The sequence below is a fragment of the Actinoplanes sp. NPDC051411 genome (assembly GCF_040682075.1).
Classification (GTDB): Bacteria; Actinomycetota; Actinomycetes; order Mycobacteriales; family Micromonosporaceae; genus Actinoplanes.
The window spans coordinates 22,932-43,621 of the sequence record NZ_JBFBAD010000056.1 but is presented as its reverse complement, the minus strand read 5'-3'; the positions used below and the strand labels follow the sequence as shown (position 1 = coordinate 43,621).

At 70.7% G+C, this 20,690-nt stretch carries 18 protein-coding genes; 8 read left to right on the top strand and 10 right to left on the bottom strand.

What is annotated here, in order from left to right; translation table 11 throughout:
* Window positions 1-259: 259 nt before the first annotated feature.
* Complete coding sequence (locus AB0M88_RS28375) at window positions 260-1,657, top strand: acyltransferase (RefSeq protein ID WP_364107443.1); 1,398 nt, start codon at window positions 260-262, stop codon at window positions 1,655-1,657.
* A gap of 229 nt (window positions 1,658-1,886) precedes the next feature.
* Here the strand turns inward: AB0M88_RS28375 and AB0M88_RS28370 are convergent, their stop codons facing one another.
* A complete protein-coding gene (locus AB0M88_RS28370) occupies window positions 1,887-2,765 on the bottom strand; it encodes a glycosyltransferase family 2 protein (protein ID WP_364107441.1) in 879 nt (292 codons plus the stop codon).
* Between the two features lie 465 nt (window positions 2,766-3,230).
* Here AB0M88_RS28370 and AB0M88_RS28365 point away from each other — a divergent pair, with 465 nt between their 5' ends.
* Together AB0M88_RS28365 and AB0M88_RS28360 are read left to right on the top strand one after the other, a co-directional pair.
* The gene (locus tag AB0M88_RS28365; RefSeq protein WP_364107438.1) at window positions 3,231-4,772 is read left to right on the top strand and encodes an oligosaccharide flippase family protein; all 1,542 of its coding nucleotides are present in this window, start codon (window positions 3,231-3,233) and stop codon (window positions 4,770-4,772) included.
* Between the two features lie 31 nt (window positions 4,773-4,803).
* Complete coding sequence (locus AB0M88_RS28360; RefSeq protein ID WP_364107436.1) at window positions 4,804-5,979, top strand: class I SAM-dependent methyltransferase; 1,176 nt, start codon at window positions 4,804-4,806, stop codon at window positions 5,977-5,979.
* A 42-nt stretch (window positions 5,980-6,021) separates the two neighbouring features.
* Here AB0M88_RS28360 and AB0M88_RS28355 read toward each other — a convergent pair whose 3' ends face one another.
* From AB0M88_RS28355 to AB0M88_RS28330, 6 genes are all read right to left on the bottom strand, one after another.
* Entirely contained in the window at window positions 6,022-7,032 is a 1,011-nt protein-coding gene (locus AB0M88_RS28355) for an alcohol dehydrogenase catalytic domain-containing protein (protein WP_364107434.1), read from the bottom strand.
* Window positions 7,033-7,117: 85 nt separating this feature from the next.
* Window positions 7,118-7,999, bottom strand: a complete 882-nt coding sequence (locus AB0M88_RS28350) for a phytanoyl-CoA dioxygenase family protein (RefSeq protein WP_364107432.1) — start codon at window positions 7,997-7,999, stop codon at window positions 7,118-7,120.
* A 17-nt stretch (window positions 8,000-8,016) separates the two neighbouring features.
* On the bottom strand, window positions 8,017-8,661 hold the full coding sequence (locus AB0M88_RS28345) for a PIG-L family deacetylase (protein WP_364107430.1): 645 nt from the start codon (window positions 8,659-8,661) through the stop codon (window positions 8,017-8,019).
* A gap of 4 nt (window positions 8,662-8,665) precedes the next feature.
* A complete protein-coding gene (locus tag AB0M88_RS28340; RefSeq protein WP_364107428.1) occupies window positions 8,666-9,490 on the bottom strand; it encodes a glucose-1-phosphate cytidylyltransferase in 825 nt (274 codons plus the stop codon).
* A 2-nt stretch (window positions 9,491-9,492) separates the two neighbouring features.
* Window positions 9,493-10,722, bottom strand: coding sequence for a class I SAM-dependent methyltransferase (locus AB0M88_RS28335; protein WP_364107426.1), 1,230 nt, complete (start codon window positions 10,720-10,722; stop codon window positions 9,493-9,495).
* 207 nt (window positions 10,723-10,929) lie between these two features.
* The gene (locus tag AB0M88_RS28330) at window positions 10,930-11,943 is read right to left on the bottom strand and encodes a hypothetical protein (RefSeq protein WP_364107423.1); all 1,014 of its coding nucleotides are present in this window, start codon (window positions 11,941-11,943) and stop codon (window positions 10,930-10,932) included.
* 475 nt (window positions 11,944-12,418) lie between these two features.
* Between AB0M88_RS28330 and AB0M88_RS28325 the strand changes: the two genes are divergently transcribed.
* From AB0M88_RS28325 to AB0M88_RS28315, 3 genes are all read left to right on the top strand, one after another.
* Complete coding sequence (locus AB0M88_RS28325) at window positions 12,419-14,068, top strand: fatty acyl-AMP ligase (RefSeq protein WP_364107421.1); 1,650 nt, start codon at window positions 12,419-12,421, stop codon at window positions 14,066-14,068.
* Window positions 14,065-15,510 (top strand): alpha/beta fold hydrolase, encoded by a 1,446-nt coding sequence (locus AB0M88_RS28320; protein WP_364107419.1) that lies wholly within the window; start codon window positions 14,065-14,067, stop codon window positions 15,508-15,510. The genes AB0M88_RS28325 and AB0M88_RS28320 overlap by 4 nt, the downstream gene beginning before the upstream one ends.
* A gap of 79 nt (window positions 15,511-15,589) precedes the next feature.
* On the top strand, window positions 15,590-16,372 hold the full coding sequence (locus AB0M88_RS28315) for a hypothetical protein (protein ID WP_364107416.1): 783 nt from the start codon (window positions 15,590-15,592) through the stop codon (window positions 16,370-16,372).
* A gap of 26 nt (window positions 16,373-16,398) precedes the next feature.
* Here AB0M88_RS28315 and AB0M88_RS28310 read toward each other — a convergent pair whose 3' ends face one another.
* Window positions 16,399-17,001: a dihydrofolate reductase family protein gene (locus tag AB0M88_RS28310; protein WP_364107414.1), complete on the bottom strand. Its 603-nt coding sequence runs from the start codon at window positions 16,999-17,001 to the stop codon at window positions 16,399-16,401.
* Window positions 16,989-17,735: a hypothetical protein gene (locus tag AB0M88_RS28305; RefSeq protein WP_364107412.1), complete on the bottom strand. Its 747-nt coding sequence runs from the start codon at window positions 17,733-17,735 to the stop codon at window positions 16,989-16,991. Before AB0M88_RS28305 ends, AB0M88_RS28310 begins: the two co-directional genes overlap by 13 nt.
* A 74-nt stretch (window positions 17,736-17,809) precedes the next feature.
* On the opposite strand from AB0M88_RS28305, the gene AB0M88_RS28300 reads away from it, so the two are divergent.
* Together AB0M88_RS28300 and AB0M88_RS28295 are read left to right on the top strand one after the other, a co-directional pair.
* The gene (locus AB0M88_RS28300; protein ID WP_364107410.1) at window positions 17,810-18,112 is read left to right on the top strand and encodes a LysR family transcriptional regulator; all 303 of its coding nucleotides are present in this window, start codon (window positions 17,810-17,812) and stop codon (window positions 18,110-18,112) included.
* On the top strand, window positions 18,091-18,717 hold the full coding sequence (locus tag AB0M88_RS28295) for a LysR substrate-binding domain-containing protein (protein ID WP_364107408.1): 627 nt from the start codon (window positions 18,091-18,093) through the stop codon (window positions 18,715-18,717). Before AB0M88_RS28300 ends, AB0M88_RS28295 begins: the two co-directional genes overlap by 22 nt.
* 2 nt (window positions 18,718-18,719) lie before the next feature.
* On the opposite strand, the gene AB0M88_RS28290 is transcribed toward AB0M88_RS28295, so the two are convergent.
* A complete protein-coding gene (locus AB0M88_RS28290; RefSeq protein WP_364107406.1) occupies window positions 18,720-19,112 on the bottom strand; it encodes a hypothetical protein in 393 nt (130 codons plus the stop codon).
* Between the last annotated feature and the right edge of the window lie 1,578 nt (window positions 19,113-20,690).

Below are 20,690 nucleotides of genomic sequence, written 5' to 3'. Positions count from 1 at the left end.
ACCGCGTCCGGAAGCGGCCGCCGACCGCCGGACAGATATGCCTGGACGGTTGAGTCGTTATGCCGACACGCGACCGGGGTCGGCCGACCAGCACAGCGACGAAGGGGCATCCGGTCCGGCCGAACAACCGATGTGCCTGCCCGATCGGGCGTTTCAGGATGGCTTGCCAGCGACCCGATCAGCGCGCCCCCGGTCGTCACCCGCACCGTGCGCCGCCTTGGCACACTCGGCTGTGCCCTCGACCCGGGTGAGAGGAACCATGAGCACCGAAGTCACCGACGACCGCCGCGTGTCCGGTCTGGACGGCATCCGCGGCCTGGCCGCCCTGTTCGTCGTCCTGCACCACACATACCTTTTGTCGTACCCGGGCTTCCCGGCCAACACCGGTCCCCGGTGGCTCTCCTGGCTTCTGTACGGGCATCTCGCGGTCGTCGTGTTCATCACGCTGTCCGGCTTCTCGCTCGGCATCGGGCCGGCCCGGCGGGACTGGCAGCTCGGCGGACGGGCCCGGTTCGCCTACCGCCGGGCCTGGCGCATCCTGCCGCCGTACTGGGCCGCGCTGGTGTTCAGCCTGATCATCGCGTGGACCGTGGTTCCCCAGCCCGACGAGCTGGCGCCGACCGGCAAGTCGGTGGTCGCCTACGGCCTGCTGCTGCAGGACGTGATCGGCTCGCCCACGCCCAACGGCGCGTTCTGGTCGATCGCGGTCGAGGCCCAGCTCTACGTGGTCTTCCCGCTTATGCTGGTGCTGCTGCGCCGGGCCGGCACCGCGGTCATGGTGTCCGTGGTGACCGTGGCGGTGGCCGCGGTCGGCGTGCTCGCGCCGCACGTCGCGGCGGTCAACCTGCTCCTGCGGCTGACGCCGCAGTTCGCCCTCCTCTTCGCGGTCGGCCTGGCCGCCGCGGGCATCCTGCGGGCCACCGATCGCGTACGCCGGTTGCCATGGCAGTGGTTCGCGCTCGCGGCCGCCCTGCCGGTGCTGGCCTGGCTGGTGCTGCGCAGCACCAGCCGGTTCGCCGACGAGCTGTTCTGGGTCGACCTGGCCTGCGCGCCGGCCATCGCCCTGCTGCTGGCCGCCGTGGCGACCGGGCGGCCCCGTCCGCTGCGACGGCTGCTCGACACCCGCCCGATCCGCCGGCTGGGGACGTTCTCCTACAGCCTCTACCTGATCCACGCGCCGATCGTGGTGGCGGTCGGCGAGAAGATCGTCGCCCCGCACGTCCGGGCCGGGCTGCCCCGGTTCCTGGTGACGCTCGTCCTGGTGGTTCCGCTGTCGCTGGTCGCGGCCCGCTGGTTCGCCGCGGTGTTCGAGATCCCGTTCCAGCGCTACCGCAGCTGGAGCGCACTGCGCGAGGCCGTGCTGGCCCGCCGGCATCCGGCGCCCGTCGCCCCTCCCGCCGGTCCGGCCGCCGCCGAGCCGGCCGCTCAGCCCTGCACCCAGGCCGCCGCTCAAGCCGCCGCTCAGCCCGCCGCTCAGGCCGCCGCCCAGCCCGCCGCTCAGGCCGCCGCCCAGCCCGCCGCTCAGGCCGCCGCCCAGCCCGCCGCTCAGGCCGCCGCCCAACTCGTCGGCCGGCCGAAGACCGCGATCGGAGGGGCCGCGATCGGCCGGGCTCAGGTGCCGTCCATCTCGGTGGTGGCCATCGAGCCGGAATCCTGACGGCCCGGCTCCTAACGGCCCGGCTCCTAACGGCCCGGCTCCTGACGGCCCGGCTCCCGACGGCCCGGCTCCCGACGGCCCGGCTCCCGACGGCCCGGTGGATGAACGTCGGTCGATGAACGGCGCGGTGGATGAACGGCCCGGTGGATGAAACGGCGCGGTGGATGAAACGGCGCGGTGGATGAAACGGCGCGGTGGATGAACGGTCCGGGCGTTCGCCCGGACCCTCTCAACGACGGGTCGCGATGCGGACGATCTTCCGGCTGCGGCGCTCGATGACGTTCCACTGCCGGGCGAGGTAGAACCGGCGGACCGCGGCGACCGCCTGGCGGCGCTGCTCGTCGGTGAGGTCGGCCTGGTTGACCCACGCGATCGTCTCGCGCGCCTGCAACGCGTTGTGCATGCGCCACTGCCATTTCGGCACGTCGAGCCGCCGGCCCAGCGCGGACATCGAGTCGGGACGCCAGTTGCGGTGGGCGAGCACCTCCCCGACGTGGCCCCACGGCCCGGCGAGCGCGAGCTTCGACGCGAAGATCTCGTCCTCGTGCAGCATGTTGCGCCGGGGCAGGCCGATCACCACGTCGCGGCGCAGCAGGGCGTACATCGGGTCGAGCAGCAGGTGGCTGGCGTTGAGCAGCCGCATCCACTCGGCGAACCGGACGGCCGGGTCGTCCGAGCGCATCGCGGTGCCCGCGTAGGGCTCGGTGCCGGTCGTGCCGTCCGGCCCGGTGTATTCGATGCCGGTGGTGACGAGCACCAGCCGAGGGTCGGCCTCGAACTCCCGCAGGCACCGGCTGACCATGTGGGGCTCGAGCCGGTCGTCGTCGCCGATCCACCGGAAGTAGCTGCCCTTGGCCGCCCGGGAGGCGAAGACGAAGTTGTTGAAGAGGCCGATGTTCTCCGGCTGCCGGTGGTACGCGATGCGGCTGTCGCCGCGGGCGAGCTCGCGGCAGACGTCCTCGGTGTCGTCGGTCGACCCGTTGTCCGAGATGACCAGTTCGAGCTCCGGATGGTCCTGGGCCATCACCGAGCGCACCACCTCGGCTATCCGGGAGCCCGCGTTGCGGACCGGCAGACCGATGGACACCAGCGGCGTGGGGTTCGACATCCGGATTTCCTTCCTCGGGCCGTCCGGCGCACTTTACCGCATCGGGGCCATTGCACCCGCGGGGTGACCGCCGGGAAAGCTCGGATCCGCGCGCCGATAACCGCCCGGTAACCGGTCCGGGCGTCTATTAGAACAATCGGGTGCGCGCGGCAACCGCCAACGGGCCGGTAATTGGGCCCGAACCATCTGAAGCCTTTGCCTGTTCGGCGCTTCCGTCGGGAGCTTCGCCGGTCACGGTGCAGATGGCAGGCACCTGGACAGCTATCAGGAATACGACACAAACACGCCCGGAACACCGGCTTGACGCCTCTGGAATATCGCCCCACCTCGCACAAGAGCGACAATATCTCGCCGGTGCCGGTTGGACTCCCGACTCATTCGATGATCGAGACGAGAATGCATTCCGGTGATTCAGCTAGTCTGCCCGAGGCCAGTTCTCCCCGTCATAAAAAAGGCGAGGATCTCGTGAGCGAATCAGTCAGCACCGAACCGGTCCGGCCGGACGATCCGGGTCCCGTCCCCGACAGCGAGTCGCTCGGCCGCAAGGCCGGCCGAGGGCTCACCTGGGGGCTGCTGGGCAACGGGATCACCCGGATCGGCTCCTTCGCCACCAGCCTGGCCCTGGCCCGGTTGCTCGCGCCGCACGACTTCGGCGTCTACGCGGTCGCCCTGGCCGCCATGCAGTTCGTCATCCACATCAACGACATCGGGCTGATCCCGGCCACCATCCAGTGGCGGGGCCGGCTCGAGGACATGGCGGCGACCGCGTCCACGCTCGCGGCGTCGTGCAGCTTCCTGGTCTACGGCGTCACCTGGTTCCTCGCGCCGTCGTTCGCGCACTTCTCCGGGGTGCCCGAGGCGACCTGGGCGATCCGTCTCTACACGGCCAACGTCCTGATCGACGGCATCACCGCCGTCCGCAGCGCCTATCTGCTGCGCACCTTCCAGCAGCGCCGCTACGTGCTGGCGAACGCCGCCGGCGTGGTGGCCAACGGGGTCGTGGCGATCGGGCTCTCGTTCGCCGGGGCCGGCGCGATGGCGCTGGTCGGTGGGCAGCTCGCCAGCTCGGCGACGACCAGCATCCTGGTCTTCGCGTGGGCGCGCCTGCCGTTCCGCATCGGCATCGACCGGGCCGTGGCCCGCAAACTCCTGGCCTTCGGGCTGCCGCTGACGGTCAGCCTCGCCGTCCAGTCGATCCTCGAGCAGTCCGACAAGGTGGTCGTCGGCCGGGTGCTCGGGGCCGGCGTGCTCGGCCTGTACATGCTCGGGGTGAGCATCTCCGGGTGGACTCCGGGCATCATCGGCGGCGCCGTCCGGTTCGTGTCGCTGCCCGGCTTCGCCCGGCTGTCCGAGCGCGACGAGGACAGCCTGTCCAAGGGCGTCACCCGCAGCCTGTTCCTGCTCTTCCTGGCCGTCATACCGATCGCCGTGCTGATCGCCGTGCTGGCCGATCCCCTCATCATGTTCCTGTACGGGCCGAAGTGGCTGCCGGCCGCCACTCCCCTGCGGTTCCTGATGATCCTCATGGTCGTCCGCATGGTGACCGGCCTCTGCGAGGACATCCTGAACAGCACCGGCGCCACCCGCCTGACCCTGGCGGTCAACGTCGGCTGGCTGGTCGTCTGCGCGCCCGCGCTGTGGTTCGCGACCAAGGGCGGTGGCGCCGAAGGGGCGGCGTTCGCGCAGGGTGCGGTCGGCGTCCTGGTCGCGTTCCCCCTGATGGCGTACGCCGTGCACCGGGTCGGCGTCCCCGTGTCTCCGCTGGCCGGGCGGCTGATCCGGCCGCTGCTGGCGGGCACGCTCACCGCGCTGGTGGCCCTGCTGCTCAGCCATTCGGTCGCCGGGGCCGGTTCCTTCGTCCAGCTCGCCGTCGGCGGCAGCGGTGGCATGCTGGCGTACGTGTTCACCGCGGTGCCCCGCAGTGAACGGCGGGCGTGGGTCGACGCCCTCCGGCGGGCCCGCAGGCCGCTCAAACCCGCATCCGGTCCAGTGGCCGGCACCGACTAGGTTCGTTCTCGCACCCGATCGAGGAGATGTCTTGTCCCGCCTTTGTGACGCCTGCGCGCAGGCCACGCTCGTCCCGTTCGCCGATCTGGGTGACATCCCGGTGCTGTGCGGCGTGCACTGGGCCGACGCGACGGCCGCCGCCGAGAGCCCGGTCGGCCGGATGACGATGGCGTACTGCCCGGAGTGTGCGTACGTCCGCAACGTGGCGTTCGACCCGGAGCTGATGGTCTACGACACCACGATGGACACCAACCTCCACCACTCCCCGGCCTTCCAGGCGTTCTCGGCCGAGCTGGTCAAGCACCTGGCCGGCCGGTTCCCGCTGGCCGGCCGGCGGGTGCTCGACATCGGTTGCGGTCAGGGCGAGTTCCTGCGCGAGCTGTGCCACCACACCGGGGCGAAGGGCATCGGCTACGACGCGATGTACGCGGGCGCCGAGGGCCCCGATCCGTCCGGCGCCGAGTTCCACTCCGGTTACGCCCCGCGCGGTTCGGCGCTGCCCGAGTTCGACATGTTCACCTCACGGCACTGGTTCGAGCACATCGCCGACCCGTACGAATTCCTGGCCGACCTGCGCGAGCAGGCCGGCAACCGCCGGGTCTACGGCTACATCGAGGTGCCCGACGCGGTCTACGACCTGTCAACGGCCGGCTGGGAGGTCATCTACCCGCACGTCTCCTATTTCGACGCCTATTCGCTGGTCCGCATCGCCGAGCGGGCCGGCTGGCGGGTCGAGGACACGGGTACGCTGTTCGGCGGGATGTTCCGGTTCCTCGAGATCTCGGTCAACGCCGGCGACCAGCCCCGGCTCGGCGACCAGCCGATTCCCGGGCCGGCCGAGCGGGAACGCCAGCTGGCCGCGGTGGACACCTTCGCCGAGCGCAACGCGGCCGAGCAGACGGCGTGGCGGACGCGGATCGCCGAACTGGTCGAGCGGGGCGCCAACCCGGTGCTGTGGGGGGCCGGCTCGCGCGGCGTGCAGTTCCTGACCTTCGCCGACGCCGACAAGCGGCTGGCCGCGGTGGTCGACGTCAACCCGCGCAAGTGGGGTCGCTACCTGCCGGTCACCGCCCACCGGGTGGACGCGCCGGAGACGCTGGCCGAGCTCAAGCCGGGCGCGGTCATCATCACGAATCCGTCGTACCAGAAGGAGATCGCGGCCGCGCTGCGCGACCTCGGCGTGGACGCCGAGCTCCTGATCGCCTGACCAACTCGCCTGTGCCCTCGGCCGGCGCCGGCCGCCGAGGGTTCAGCCGATGCCGAGCACCGCCTTGACCGGACGGTCGGGGCGCCTCGAGCACAGGTCGTCGAGCGCCTGCGGCAGCCCGTCGAGCGGATAGCGGTGCCCGGCGTACGGCTTGGCCCAGTCGCTGTGGCCGGCCAGGAAGTCGAGCCCGAGCCGGAAGTCGTCGCCGCCCTTGCGGCAGAAGGTGAACGACCCGACGACGGTCAGCCCGCGCCGGATCGGCTCGCGCAGATCCCGCGTCAGGCGCACCCCCGGGTGGTAGGTGGTCTGCACGACGATGCGCCCGCCGTCGCGAACCGCGTCGAGGGCGGCCACGAACGCCGTGTCGTCCTTGCCGCCGGCCGCGTCGACGATCGCGTCGTACTCCCCCGGGCGGACCGAGCCGAGCGGGCGGATCGTGGCGTCGAGGATGCCCGCCACCGACGCCAGTCGCGACGTGTCGCGCACCAGCACGTCGGTGCGCCAGCCCCGGGCGGCCGCGTAGGCGGCGCTGGCGACACCCAGCGCCCCACCACCGATCACGCCGAGCCGGCCGGCCGGTGGGCCGAGGCCGCACCGGATGCCGTGGACGGCGACCGCCATGGGGTCGGCCAGCACCGCGACCGAGTCGTCCAGGCCGTCCGGCAGCGAGACCACGCCGGCGCGGGGCACCTCGACGAACGGCGCGAAGCCGCCCGGCAGCGCCCAGCCGATCAGGCGGAGATGCGGGCAGACGTTGATCTCGCCCGCCCGGCACCGGTCGCACGCACCACACGGCACGAGCGTGTTGATCGCCACCGGGCGCTCCCGGCCGTACGCGTCGGCGGCGTAGCCGACGATCTCGTGTCCGGGCCGCCACGGTTGCCCGGGCGGCGTCGGTATCACCTCTTTGGTCAACTTCGCAACGTCGCTGGCGCACACACCGGCCGAGACGACCCGGACCACCGACGTGTCTCCGCCGGCCTCCGGTTTCTCGACAGTGTGCAGGTCAAGGCGCCCGTCCCGTACTTCCCAGGCCTGCATCGCTTCCGGCATCACGCCATCATGCCCGCACCGGCTGGACAAACGCTGAATACGCTGATCGGCCGACAAATGGCAATTAAACTGACTAAAAGTCAGCTCAGGCCGGCGCGGTGTCGTACTCGCCGACCAGCTCGGCCGGAAGCCGCTGAAGATCGGTGGCCCGCATGAAGTCACCGAGGTTGGTGCCGGTGCAGTCGGAGTCGACGTTCGCCGCGCCCTGGTGCGCCTCGACGTCGCGCCGGTTGACCACCCGGAAGTCGATCGAGAAGCGGGTGCGGCCGGACGTGTTCGGCACCGTGGTGTGCAGCTGGGCCCCGGAGAAGATGAGGATGCCGCCGGGCGGCGTGATGACCCGGATGTCGGGTCGCCGCTCGACCTCCTCCTCGGCCTCGGGCTGCTTGCGGGTCTCCATGTCGATCTGGGAGGCCGCCGCGGCCCGGCTGTTCGCCACCCACTCGGCGTAGTTGTAGTCGCGGGAGGTGTTGCGCACGCCGTTGTCGAAGTACCGCGGGTGGAACGCCATCGCGTTGTCCTCGGCGACGTCGTACACCGGGATCCAGTAGTTGAGCTGCGAGAACGGCGCCGAGAACCAGGTGTCGCGGTGCGCGTCGAACTGCAGCGTCAGACCGGCGTTCAGGTATTCACTGGTCATCGTGCGCAACCGCGGCACGTCGAGGTAGGCCTCCTCGAGCTTGACGCCGAGGTCGGCCAGGATGCCGGCGACGAGTTCCTTGCTGCGCGCGTGGTTGATGAACGTCGGCTTCAGGTCGGCCAGGACGTCCACGTACGCCTGCTTGTCCATGTGGTGCTGGGCATCCGGCGGGAAGTGGGGCGCCAGGGCCGTCTCGGCCATCTCACGCGCGAAGGCGACCAGTTCCATCGAGTGCGCGGTGGGCGAGTAGACGAACAGGTCGCCACCGAACAGTTTCTGCCGGCGCTCGTCGTCCGGCATGGTCGAGTCGTAGTAGAGAACGGTCACGATCCCCCCTCGGATCTTTACGCGAGTCTCAGAGATGCTTTGTTGCAGTCGTACGCCTCGGCGTAACGCGAACGGCACTCCATGCCCCGCAGGCGCGCCAGCCCCAGGAACACCTCGTCGTCCCACCAGTCCCGGCCCTTCTGGGACGGGAACGACGCGTGCAGCAGCTCGACCTTGCGCCGGGCCGCCTCGTCGGAGAGCGGCACGTAGATGTTGCGCCGGTACAGGTCGCCGTCCCACTTCGGGATCTCGTAGTGCAGCACCAACTGGTCGCGGAAGACCGTCGGGGCGAGCTCGGCGAGCAGCCGGTGATCCTGGTGGGCGTCGTTGCGGGCCGGGCAGATCACGAGCTCGGCGCCCGGCAGCGCGGCCGCCGCCTCGTGCACGATGTCCTTCGTCGCGTTCCAGTGCGCGGGCAGGCGGCTGTCCGGCAGGTCGTGCAGGGCGAAGGTCAGCTCGGCGCCGGGCAGGAAGGCGGCCGCGGCCACGCGGGCCTCGGCCTGGCGGTCCGGGGTGCCGGTGCAGAGCACATAGTGGACCCGCAGGCCCGGGTTGGCCGCGGCCAGCGTCAGCAGCAGGCCGCCGGCCGCGATTTCGATGTCGTCGGGGTGCGCTCCGACCGCGATCATGGACCGCACCCCGGTGAGCGGGAAGTCGAGCATGTCCTCAGCCGACGAGTTCGGAGACGGTCAGCGCGGCCCGGCCGTTGTGGTTGGGGTCCCACAGCATCCACGGGCACTGTCCACGATGGAACATGTCTTCCAGCTCGGCCCGGTCCTTGAACGTGTCGGCCGCGCGCCAGAAACCCTCGTAGCGGTTGGCGAACAGCTTGCGCCGCGGGATCAGGCGGTCGAACGCGTACGGCACCATGTCCTCGCCGTCGCGCAGCTCGTCGAAGATCGTCGGCCGCATGACGAAGTAGCCGCCGTTCTCGTACTGCATGAGCTCGGCGACCGCGCGGACGCCGGTGACCTCGCCGCCGTCGGCCACCTCGACCACGTGGTGGGTCGAGACCGGGGGCACCGCCAGCATGCTGACCACCGCCTCGGGCGCCCGCTGGAATCGCTCGATCATCTCGTCGAGCGGCGCGTCGGTGAGCGTGTCGGCGTAGTTGGCCAGGAAGATCTCCTCGTCCTGGACCAGCGGGCGCACCTTCATCAGCCGCTCGCCGATCGACGCGTTGAGCCCGGTGTCGATGAACGAGATGTTCCAGTCGTTGATGTCGGTGCTGTGCAGTTTGATGTCGCGGCCACCGGCCGTCATCGTGAAGTCGTTGGACTGGGCCTCGTCGTAGTGCAGGAAGTAGTCCTTCACCACGGACGCGCCGTAACCCAGGCAGAGGATGAAGTCCTTGTGGCCGAAGTGCGCGTAGTAGCGCATCACGTGCCAGAGCAGGGGTCGGTCGCCGATCATGTTCATCGGCTTGGGCGCGCTCGCCGGCCCCTCACGCATCCGCATGCCGAGGCCGCCGCAGAACAGCACCACCTTCATGGTCACACCACCTCGAGCGTCGGGATGGGGAACACCAGCCGGCCGCCCCACTCGCGCACGTAGCTCAGCTGCTCGCTGATCTCGGTGCGCAGGTTCCAGGGCAGCACGAGGACGTAGTCGGGACGGTCCTGGGCGATCCGGTCCGGGTGGTGGATCGGGATGTGCGTGCCCGGAAGGAACCAGCCCTGCTTGTGCGGGCTGCGGTCGACCGTGTAGCTCAGCAGGTCGGACCGGATGCCGCAGTGGTTGAGAAGCGTGTTGCCCTTGCCCGGGGCGCCGTAGCCGACCACGGTCTTGCCCTCGGCCCGGGCCTTCATCAGGAAGGTGACGAGATCACGCTTGATGCCGAAGACCGCCTCGGCGAACCCGGCGTGCCCCTCGAGCGTGTGCAGCCCGGCCGCCTCTTCGGCGGCCAGGACGGCCTTGACGTTCGCCGACGGCTCCCCGGCGGATTCCGCCGGGCGAGCGTGTACGCGCAGGGACCCGCCGTGCGTGCTCAGCTCGTCGACGTCGACCACGACCAGGTTGCTCGTGGCCAGCGCCCGCGACGCGGTCAGCAGCGACAGGTACTGGTAGTGCTCGTGATAGATCGTGTCGTACTGGTTGCGCTCCATGAGCCGCAGCAGGTGCGGGAACTCGAGCGTCACCAGGCCGGTCGGCTTGACCAGGGCGGCCAGTCCGGCGGTGAAGTCGACGATGTCGGGGACGTGGGCGTACACGTTGTTGCCGGCCACCAGGTCGGCCCGTCCGTACTGCGCGGCCACCTTGGCGCCGGTGTCGGCGCCGAGGAACTCGACCTCGGTGCGGATGCCCTTCTCCCGGGCCACCACGGCGATGTTGCCGGCCGGCTCGACGCCGACCACCGGGATGCCGGCCGCGACGAAGTGCTGCAGAAGGTAGCCGTCGTTGCTGGCCACCTCGGCGACGAGCGAGTCGGGGCCGAGGCCCAGCCGCTCGGTCATGTCGTCGGCGTAGCGCCGGGCGTGCTCGACCCACGACGTCGAATACGACGAGAAGTAGAGGTAGTCGGAGAAGATGTCCTCGCCCGCCACGTACGCCGGCAGCTGCACCAGAAGGCAGTTGCCGCAGATGCGTACGTGCAACGGGTAGAACGACTCCTGTCCGTCCACCTTGTCGGCCGGCACGTAGCTCTCGCACAGCGGCGACATGCCCAGGTCGACGAAAGTCTCGGTCAGTGGTTCACCGCACAGTCGGCAGGTAACCGCGGTCATCTGGCCCCCTCCATCTACCGGGTCGTCGCCCAACCTAGTGGCACCGATCGACCCGTTGGCCGCAGCTGCAAGTAAGCCGACAACGGCCACTCAGCTGCCTTCCGGCAAAGGATGTACGTACGCCCGTTCGGCGCGCGGCCAGGATATGGCCGGGCCGGGACGCCGGTCTGTCGGACGTTCAGACAGTCACGACAGACCGACGAACGGTTACTTCGGCTTATTGCCGTTCTCGCTGCTGACCCATTCGGACGGGGATTCGGCCCGAACGTCGGAGGAGTCGGCCGGAGTGTCCGCGGCCTCGTCGGCCGGGGCGGTGGTCGTGGGCTCCTCCGGCTGGTCCTCGCCCTCCGCGCTCTGCGCGTTGGCCGAGCGGTAGGTGGCGGCCGGCGACCGGCGCTGCTTGGGCGGCGGCGGTTTCACCACCGACGAGGTGCGCTTGATGATGATGGCGGTGCGTTCGATCGAATCGGGCAGGGTGTTGCGCGGCATGCCGTCGGCCGTGCCGTTGAGCGCACCGCCGCCCACGACGGCCGACTCGCGGCCGTTGACACCGAACGCGCCCTTGTTGCCGGCGGCGCCGGTCTCGGGGCTCGGCGGCCCGTCGTCGGCGTCACCCGCGAGCTCGTTGCGCTTGCGCGCCCGGCGGCGCAGTAGCGCGTCGATGCCGACCGTGCCGCCCGCGGTCAGGATGAGGCCGGCCGCGGCCACGGCCGCGACCGCCCGCTTCACCTTGCTCGTCGAGGGCTTGACGTTCGACCCCTGGTCGAGTCGCTGGGTCGCGATGATGTCGGCGTCCTTGACCCCGGTGTTGCGCTGCAGCGACTCGGCCGCACCGCGGAGCCGGCTGAGGATGAGCGAGGAGGTGTCCAGCGCGTCAGCCTTGGTCTTACCGACGACCTCGATCGTGATGATCGGGTTCGGGTACGTCATGGTCAGCGTGAAGTTGTCGGTGTGGTGGGCCGCCTTCAGCGCGTCGAGGAAGCTCTGGTCCTGCGTCGCGTAGATGGAAGCCTGACCCAGCGTGTTGGCCCCGAGCTGGTTCCACGGGTTTCGCAGCGTTGCCGCGGCCGGGTCGTCGGTCGCAGCGATCTTGGCCGGAATGAACTGCACGTAGGCGGTCATCGTGTAGTCCGGCTTGGCGGTGAGCCCGACGAAAAGCGTTGCCCCGACCGCTATCAGCAGTAGTGGCAGCGAAACCTTCCACCGGCGAAAGATCAGCACAGTCAGATCCCAAAAGTCCAATTTGCGTCTCTCTCCGGGAAGGTTCACCTTGCCGCGATGGCGATCCGACATCCGCAGGAGATGCTAACCATCGTCGTCCGAGGAGCCATCGTGTTCCGGGGTCGAGGATACGACCCGGCCCAGGGTAACTCCGCCCCCATACATCAGGGACAAACGGATCATCGCGGTCTCGGGCAGCGGACGGCACCGGCAGCCCGGGCACAGCCCGGGGGCCATACGGGTGACCGAGGATGGCCCGAGCGGTCCGGACGGCCTGTGGTCAGGGGCCGTTCCCGCCCTCCGACCGGGGTGTATGTCGGGGATGCCGGATCTTGAAGGGACCCTTTGCGGAACCTTAAGACTGAGTCAAATATCTGACACGGAAAGAAGTCGATCTACTACACTGCCTCGGCTCGACCTACACCCCGGCGAGATCCCCTAGTCTGAACCGGTCAAACCGCCCGCGGGAGGTCCGATGAGCCGATTCGTCGACGACGTGAGTGCCATAGCCGCCCGCGCCCGCACCGGCATGGTGACGGGCGAACCCGGCGAGCCGTTCCGTCGCACGTGGACCGAACTGCACGCGCTCGCCCGCCGGATCGCCGGCCGGCTGGCCCGATCCGGTCTGCGGCCCGGCCAGGCGGTGGCCGTGCTGGCCGGGGCGCCGGTCGAGATCGCGCCGGTGGCCCAGGCCATCTGGCTGGCCGGCGGCAGCATGACGATGCTGCACCAGCCGACCGCCCGCACCGACCTCGAGGTCTGGCGCGACGACACCCTGCGGGTCCTCAAGATGATCGACGCCCGCGTGGTCGTCATCGGCTCCCCGTTCGAGCCGATGGCCCCGGTGCTCGAGGCCCACGGCATCGCGTACCACCTGGCGGCCGGCCTGATGGCCGACCCGGCGGCCGGCGGCCCGGCCGACTTCACCCCGGTCGACGCACCGGAGGACTTCCCCGCCCTGCTCCAGCTCACCAGCGGCTCGACCGCCGAGCCCAAGGCCGTGCGCATCACCCACCGCAACCTCTGGTCCAACCTCCACGACGCGGCCACCCACCTGCGCTCGGACGAGAGCGGCGTGATGGTGTCGTGGCTGCCGATGTTCCACGACATGGGCATGGTCGGCTGCCTGCTGCTGCCGATGATCAGCGGGATGGAACTGGTCAGCGTCACCCCGGCCGACTTCCTCGGCCGCCCGCTGCTGTGGGCCGAACTGATGAGCCGCCACCACGCGACCATCACCACCGCGCCCAACTTCGCGTGGGCGGTGCTCACCCGCCAACTCGCCCGGGTGCCCGACGGCACGCTCGACTTCTCCACGCTCCAGATCGCCGGCAACGGCGCCGAGCCGATCGACCCTTCGACGATGGAGGCGTTCATCGCGGCCGGGGCCCGGTTCGGCATGCGGCCGGAGGCGATCCAGTGCTGCTACGGCGCGGCCGAGAGCACGCTGGTCATCTCCCTGTCCGAGATGGCCGACTCGATGCTGCTCGACGTGGTCGACGCCCCCGCCCTGGAGTCGGACCGCCGGGCGGTCCCGTCCGGCGCCTCGGCCGGGGTCCGCCGGCTGCCCAAGCTCGGGCGCCCGTGCTCCACCGTCGAGGTGCGGGTGGCGGGCGAGGACGGCCGCACGCTCGGCGACCGTGAGGTCGGCCGCATCATGCTGCGCGGCGACTCGGTCACCGAGGGCTACCTCACCCCGGCCGGCTACGAACCGGCCCGCGACGCGGACGGCTGGCTCGACATCGGCGACGAGGGCTACCTGGTCGACGGCCAGGTCGTGGTCTGCGGCCGCCGCAAAGACGTGATCATCATGGGCGGCCGCAACATCTACCCGACCGACATCGAACGGGCCGCGGCCACGGTGCCCGACGTGCGCAGCGGAAACGTCGCCGCCGTCCGCCTGACCGCCGGCGACGACCGCGCCCGGGAGTCGTTCGCGGTTCTGGTCGAGTCGCGCGCGGCCGGCGACCCGGAGGCCGAGGAGCGGGTCGGCCGGGAGGTAATCTCCCGGATCGTGGCCGAGATCGAAGTTCGTCCCGCGGCGGTCAAGGTGCTGCCGCCCGGCTCCCTGCCCAAGACACCGTCGGGCAAGCTGCGCCGGGCCGCCGCCCGCAGCCTCCTTTGAGGCGATGGCTGATCGCGCTGACGCTGGTCGCGGCGGCGCTCGGAGCCCTCCTGCTGGCCGGCGACGGCCACGGCCTTCGCCGGACGCACGTGACGGCCGACGGCGTACCCCTGACCGAGGTGCACCCGGCCGGAACCGGGCGACGGCCCGGTGTGGTGGTGGCCCATGGGTTTTCCGGGTCGGCCGAGCTGATGGCACCGTTCGGTGATTCGCTGGCCACCCAGGGCTATGTGGTCGTGCTGCTCGACTTCGCGGGCCACGGCGCCAACACCTCTCCCCTGCCGGACGACGCGGCCGCGACCGACGCCTCGGTGAACGCGTTGCAGCACGACCTCGACGTGGCGCTGGCCCACCTGCGCTCGCTGCCCGACGTCGATCCGGCGCGGGTCGCCCTGGTCGGGCACTCGATGGGGGCGACCGAGGTGACGCGCTACGCGGCCGCCCATCCGTCGGTGAAGGCGACGGTCGCGTTGTCGCTGCCGGGATCGTCGGTCGCCGAGACGGACCGGCCGGCCCATCTGCTGTTGCTGTACGGCGGCCTGGAGTTCCCCGGGTTCAAGGCGGCGGCGGCCGACGCCCTCGCCCACGGCGGGCCGGACCGGCGGGCGTCGGAGGTGCCCGGGGTCGAGCACATCTCGATCCTGTATGCGCCGCGCGCCCACCGGGAGACCGTCGAATGGCTCGACCGGAATCTGGGCGGTCCGTTCGCTGGTCGGCCGTTGCCGTCGCCGTTGCGCCGGATCAGCGGGACGGCGCTGCTGACGTTGGCGTTCCTGGTGGGGCTCTTTCCGCTCGCCGGCGTGCTCGTGACCGGGCCCGCCAGAACGGAGAAGACGGAACGGCCGGCGGCGGTCTGGGCAGTGGGTGTGGCCATCGGCGCGGCGGCCATAGCGGTCCTCCTGGCCCCCCGGCTGCCGACCAACCAGCTGCCGATCGCCATCGGCGGGTTCATCGTCGGCTACACCTCGGTGATCGGGCTGCTCCTGGCGGCATACGGAACCTGGCGGAGGCGGGCACAGACGAACGGTCACGGCTGGCGTCTGGTTCCGCTCATCCCGTACGCGGTGGCGGCCATCGCCGTGCCGACGAGCCTCGGGCTGACCCACGCGGTGCCGGTCGGAGCCCGGTGGTGGCTGGTGCCGGTGTTGTGGGCGGGGTTCGCGGTGCTCGCGTACGGGACCGAAAGGGCGACCGGCGGCAACCCGCTCGCCGTGCTGGCCGTCTCGGCGGTGGTGGTGGCCGCGCTCACCGGGGCCGCCGTGACCGGGCTGACCCACGGGTTCGTGCTGCTGGCGGTGCCGCCGCTGGTACTGCTGTTCGGGTGGCAGGCGCTGTGGAGCGCGGCCCTCAACCGCCTCGGCGCGCCGCCCTGGCTGATCGCGGCCGTCGGCTCGGTGGTCGTCGCCTGGCCGCTCGGCATCGCCCTGCCCCTCATCGGATAGCGCCGGCGAAAACTCGCCCTCAGCGGATCTGCGGCCCGGCCGATCGGATGGTCGGATCTGGTTGACGAGGGGGAGAAACGTGATCGATTACGACCGGCGCAATCACCCGGCGGCGTGGTGGGCTCAGTTCGACGAGAGCTCGAACCGGCTCGACGCGGGGACGCTGACCGACGCGCTCAGTGACGTGATCACGCCTACCATCCCGTCGGCGCTGCTGCGGCGGGAGGCCGAGATCGCCACCGAGACGGTGCTGCGGCACCTGAACCGGCCGGGCAGCGAGGAGGCGGCCGAGGCCGCGAGCCGGGCCACCGCCCGCCTCGTCGCCACCGTCGAGCGCATCAACGAGCGGTCGACCGGCGACGACGCCGGCACCGCCGAGGCGTACGCGCAGTGCCTGCTGCTGCAGGGCATGTGGGCCGAGGCGGCGGCCGAGATCGAGCCGCTGACCGGCACGGTGCCGCTGATCCGGGCGTTCGTGTCGGCCCTGCGGCTGGACGGGTTCGGCATCGAGCTGACCCTGCGGCTGCTCAAGGCCGGCCAGGACCCGGCCGTCGCGGTACGGTCGAGCCTCGCGGTCGGGCGGTACAGCTGGTGGCCGGAGTGGCTGCTGACCATCGTCACCGAGCGGGTCATCGCCGGGACGGTCGACGCCGAGACCATCAACGCGTTGCAGCGGTGCGCGTTCGCCGAGCTGAGCCCGTCGCAGGCGCGGATGGCGAAACGGCTGTTCAACGCCGAGCCGCAGCTGGTCGAGGCGGCCGCGGCCCGGCTCGAGAACCTGGGCGAGCACCCGGCGGCCCGGTTGCTGCGCGACGGCGACCTCGGCACGGTCGCGTTCGCGGCCCGCCTGATCCCGGTCTAGGCCAGGGATCAGCCCGGCTCTGACGGTCACCGCACCACCGGGAACACGAGGTGCGTGACCCGGTCGCCCTGGACGCAGACGGTCGGGTTGGCGAGCAGGACGTCCTGCGCGGAGAGGGGCCCGAAGAACGGGCGGTTGCCCTCGCCCATCACGACCGGGACGAGATCGACGGCCACCTCGTCGAGCAACCCCAGTTCGAGGCACTGCCGGGCGATGGTGCCGCCGGTGACCGCGACGTCGCGGTCACCGGCGAGCGTCCGCGCATGACCGACCGCGGCGGCGACACCGTCGGTCACGAAGGTGAACGGTGCCTCGGGGTGTGCTTCGACCCAGTCCGAAGGGACGTGGTGCGTCACCACGACCACAGGGACGTCCAGCGTGTGGCGGCCCTGCCAGCCCTGCGCCATTTCGAACAGCGCGCGGCCGCACACCAGCGCGCCGATCGAGGACACCCACCGCCGCCAGTGTTCCGCGCTCGGCGGCGTCAGGTGGACGGCGAAGTCGCCGGCGGGAGTCGGAATCTCGATCTCCCCGTTCTGCAGCCAGTCGAACAGCCGGCCGATGGTGTTGTCCTGCTTGGCGACATACCCGTCGAGCGACATGATCGCTTGCGCCACTACCTTGCCCATGATGCCTCCTCCTCAGTTGCCTGATCGTCGAACAACATTCCGAACCCTCCGACCGCCGGCAGTGCGCCGGCACTTTCGAGGACCGACCACAGTAGAACCTGGTTCGCCTCCAGAACGAGGCGTCCGGTCCGGCGTTCCAGAGGCTGGATGGCACGAGCGGCCCGGAAGCCGTTCCCGCCGAGGAAGACCGCTTCGGCGCGGTGGCTGAGGTGCCGCGCGACCCACTCGACGACCATGGCCGGCTCGACTCGGCGCGGATCCTCGGGGAGGTCCGCCAGCTGAGCATCGACGACCTCGAAGCCCTGGCTGCGGAAATACCCGGCGCCGAGCGCGTTGAGCGAGGGCCCGAACCACGGCGGGTGGACGAGACTCACCCGCTTGATGTGCCGGGACCGCAGCGCCGACACCGCGGACCGGGACGCGGCGCACACCGGCACTCCCCACCGCTCGTGGAGTCGCTCGACGAGGGCGAACTCCTCTTCGTGGCCCAAGGCGTACCCCGAGGTCGTCGACGCGTAGGCGAGCACGTCCACGGCGGCCACCGGCACCTCGCCGAGGACCGCCGCCCGCGCCAGTGCGCGCAGGCCGTCCGGTGAGGCCGACCCGGCCGCGCCGGAGATCCTTGAGACCCCGACACGGATCCGCCCGCGCGCCATGTCGGGCATCTCGACCTCCGCACCGGGCGCCGCGTGAGGCGTGAGCACGCCCACCGTGAGCATTCCGCCGGGATCCATGGCCCAACCCTCGCCGAGGGGACAGGCGGCATCAACAGCGATCAGCTACGCGCACCGTGTAGCATCGCTTAACGATGCCGGACGTGGACCTGCGTGAGCTGCGCCTGTTCCTCGTTCTCGCCGAGGAACTGCACTTCGGGCGCACGGCCGAGCGGCTTGGTCTCACCCCCGCGCGCGTCAGCCAGACCATGCGGGCGCTTGAGCGCAAGCTCGGCGGTCAACAGCTGTTCCACCGTACGAGCCGGGTGGTCGAACTCACCGAGGCCGGGCGGACCCTGCACGCCGAACTCGTCCCCGCAGTCGCCGGCCTCGACCGGGTGCTGCGGGCAGCCGCCTTCCGGGGCCCGGGCCGGGCGTGGTCCGGGTCGGGCTGCTGAACGCGGCCTCCGGGGTGGACATCCTGAGCCGCGCCATCGAGCGCTTCGAGACGACGTACGCCGGCGCCACAGTGCAGCTGAGCACCACGCCGTTCGGCGACCGCCTCGGTCCCCTGCGCCGCCGCGAGGTCGACCTCGTCGTGACGCGCCTGCCGCTCGACCAGCCGGACATCGTCGTCGGCCCGGTGTTGAGCGCCGGCGACCAGCGCGTCGTGATGCTCGGCCGGACCCATCCGCTCGCCGACCGCGCCCATCTGTCCATCGAGGACCTGGCCGGCCACGACGTCCGGCGACCGTACGGCCTGACCCCGGAGCAGGCCGAAGCGACCTGCCCGGCCACCACACCGTCCGGCCGCCCGATCCGGTTCGTCGACGCACCGGTCGACGACAACGCCGAGCTCTTCTACCTCCTGGCGCGGGGCCGCCTCGCGCACCCGACGGTCGCGCCGTTCGCGGAGCATTTCCAGCACCCCGATGTGGTCGCCATCCCCCTGAGTGACCTGCCACCCTCCGCATGTGCGCTGGCCCACCTGAGGGACGTCACCGACCCCGACCGCGACGCCCTGCTCGACATCGTCGAGGACCTTTCCACAAGCTGGCCCTGACCTCAGCGGCGTCGAACCGCATTCCACAGGCGTCGTCGCCAACGGGCACGCCCAAGATCTCGATATCCTCCAACCCGTCGGCGGCTGTCCCGCCGATGTGCGGAACCGGCCGTTTCCGGCGCAGCGCGTCCACCACCCCGGGCCTCGTCCAGCTGACGGTGCACTCTCGCCAGATGCCCCAGACACGTCGCGGCAAGAGCACTGACCTGCCGGTCATCGTGCTCGAGCAACCGGAGATAGAGTTCCTGCGGCTCATGCCAGTCGCCGCGTTCGTACAGCGCGGTGCCGACCATGGCGTCGAGCGCGGCGGACAGGTCACCGCAACCGAGCGCCGCGTCCACGTCGGCCGACGTCGCCGGCGGCGGATTGCGAAAGACCCGATATTCATGAGGCACAGACCCATCATCCGCTCCCACCGGCCGGCACCCACCCACACGGCTCGCCACTGCGCCGCATATCGCTCGAATCCCGGGCCGGAATCGCTTCGTGCCGGCCGCACATCCGACGATCCTTTTGCCGCACCGGATTTGGCATGATCGACACGCCGGTAGGGCTGACATTTCTTCATCCGAACGCGGGAAAATAGCTTATGCCGCAGCTCGAGTTCTTTCCCCGGTCGCAAGTGGCATCCTGGCGGGACCGAACCGCGGCGCCCAATTATTCGCCCGAGGCCGAGCAGTTTCGCCGCGAGCACAAACGGCATCGCGAATGGGGTCTGCGGCAACGTCATGGCCGCCGGGCGATGAACCTGCGCCTGCACGGTGATGTCGCTCCACCGTCCGACCGCACCAGCAGTTGCCGGGCGGCATCCGAGCCGTCTGTCCCGGTGACCGACGCCGAGCGGTTGCCGGTCCAACCTTCGACCGGAAACGTTCCCCGCGGTCGAGACCTGGCCTGTGCCCATCACGGCGAGACCGGCAAGGCCAGCGTGGCCGGCGAGACCGACAAAGCCAGCGAGTCCGGCGGCGCCAGCGAGACCGACAAAGCCAGCGGGTCCGGCAGGGCCAGCCGGGCCGACAAGGCCAACCGGGCCGACAAGGCCAACCGGGCCGACAAGGCCAACCGGGCCGACAAGGCCAACCGGGCCGATCCGGCCGATCCGGCCGATGAGACCGCTCCTACCGGAACCGCCGCATCCGCCGACCAGAACGTACTCCCTGGTCAATCCGAGCCTGTCGACCAGACGGCCCGCGCTGACCAGGCAGCCTCCGCTGACCGGTCCGTCCCCGCTGACCAGTCCACCTCCGCTGAGCGCTCCACCCCCACTCAGCGCTCCACCCCCACTCAGCGCTCCACCCCCACTCAGCGCTCCACCCCCGCTGAGCGGTCCACCCCCGCTGAGCGGTCGGCCTCTACTGGACGTGCCGATCCGGCCGGCGGTGCCGACCCCGCTGATCAGGTCGAACACAGCGAGCGGGCAGATAAGGCGGTACCCAGCCAGGTCGGCCAGGCCGATCACGGCGGGGCGGTCGGCCCTAACCTGCGGTCAGGCCGCGCAGCGCCTTGGACCGGATGTCTCCGCCGATCGAGCCGGCCCCGCCGGTCAGGTCAGGCAAGTCCTCTCGGCCGGCCATGCCGGCTCAGCCAAGCGATCCGGTCAGCGCCGACCGGCGACCGGGCGCCACCGTCCGCCCTGGCAGCACCCCCACCCTGCAGCACCCCCCACCCTGGCAGCACCCCCACCCTGGCAGCATCACCCACCCTGCAACATCACCCACCCTGCAACACCACCCACCCTGGCAGCACCACCCACCCTGGGCGCTCTGGCCGGCCGGGATCGGTCAGACCTCACCTGCGGGGCATGGTGGGCGGGACGGACCTCGGTCCAGACCGCAACGGTTACCGAATATGCAACACTGCGCCTTCAGAAATCGTCGCGGCAATGGATTCCCATTTGGCCTGGAGGAATTGCAAAATTTGTCATCAAGCAGGTGAGGGTGCGGCTCTATTTCGGTGTTGCGACGGCAATCGAT

Coding starts and splice junctions, on each gene's coding strand:
- AB0M88_RS28310 (WP_364107414.1), bottom strand. CDS start 17,001: ATGGGCAAGGTAGTGGCGCAAGCGATCATGTCGCTCGACGGGTATGTC.
- AB0M88_RS28375 (WP_364107443.1), top strand. CDS start 260: ATGAGCACCGAAGTCACCGACGACCGCCGCGTGTCCGGTCTGGACGGC.
- AB0M88_RS28370 (WP_364107441.1), bottom strand. CDS start 2,765: ATGTCGAACCCCACGCCGCTGGTGTCCATCGGTCTGCCGGTCCGCAAC.
- AB0M88_RS28340 (WP_364107428.1), bottom strand. CDS start 9,490: ATGAAGGTGGTGCTGTTCTGCGGCGGCCTCGGCATGCGGATGCGTGAG.
- AB0M88_RS28345 (WP_364107430.1), bottom strand. CDS start 8,661: ATGCTCGACTTCCCGCTCACCGGGGTGCGGTCCATGATCGCGGTCGGA.
- AB0M88_RS28325 (WP_364107421.1), top strand. CDS start 12,419: ATGAGCCGATTCGTCGACGACGTGAGTGCCATAGCCGCCCGCGCCCGC.
- AB0M88_RS28355 (WP_364107434.1), bottom strand. CDS start 7,032: ATGCCGGAAGCGATGCAGGCCTGGGAAGTACGGGACGGGCGCCTTGAC.
- AB0M88_RS28335 (WP_364107426.1), bottom strand. CDS start 10,722: ATGACCGCGGTTACCTGCCGACTGTGCGGTGAACCACTGACCGAGACT.
- AB0M88_RS28305 (WP_364107412.1), bottom strand. CDS start 17,735: ATGGATCCCGGCGGAATGCTCACGGTGGGCGTGCTCACGCCTCACGCG.
- AB0M88_RS28300 (WP_364107410.1), top strand. CDS start 17,810: ATGCCGGACGTGGACCTGCGTGAGCTGCGCCTGTTCCTCGTTCTCGCC.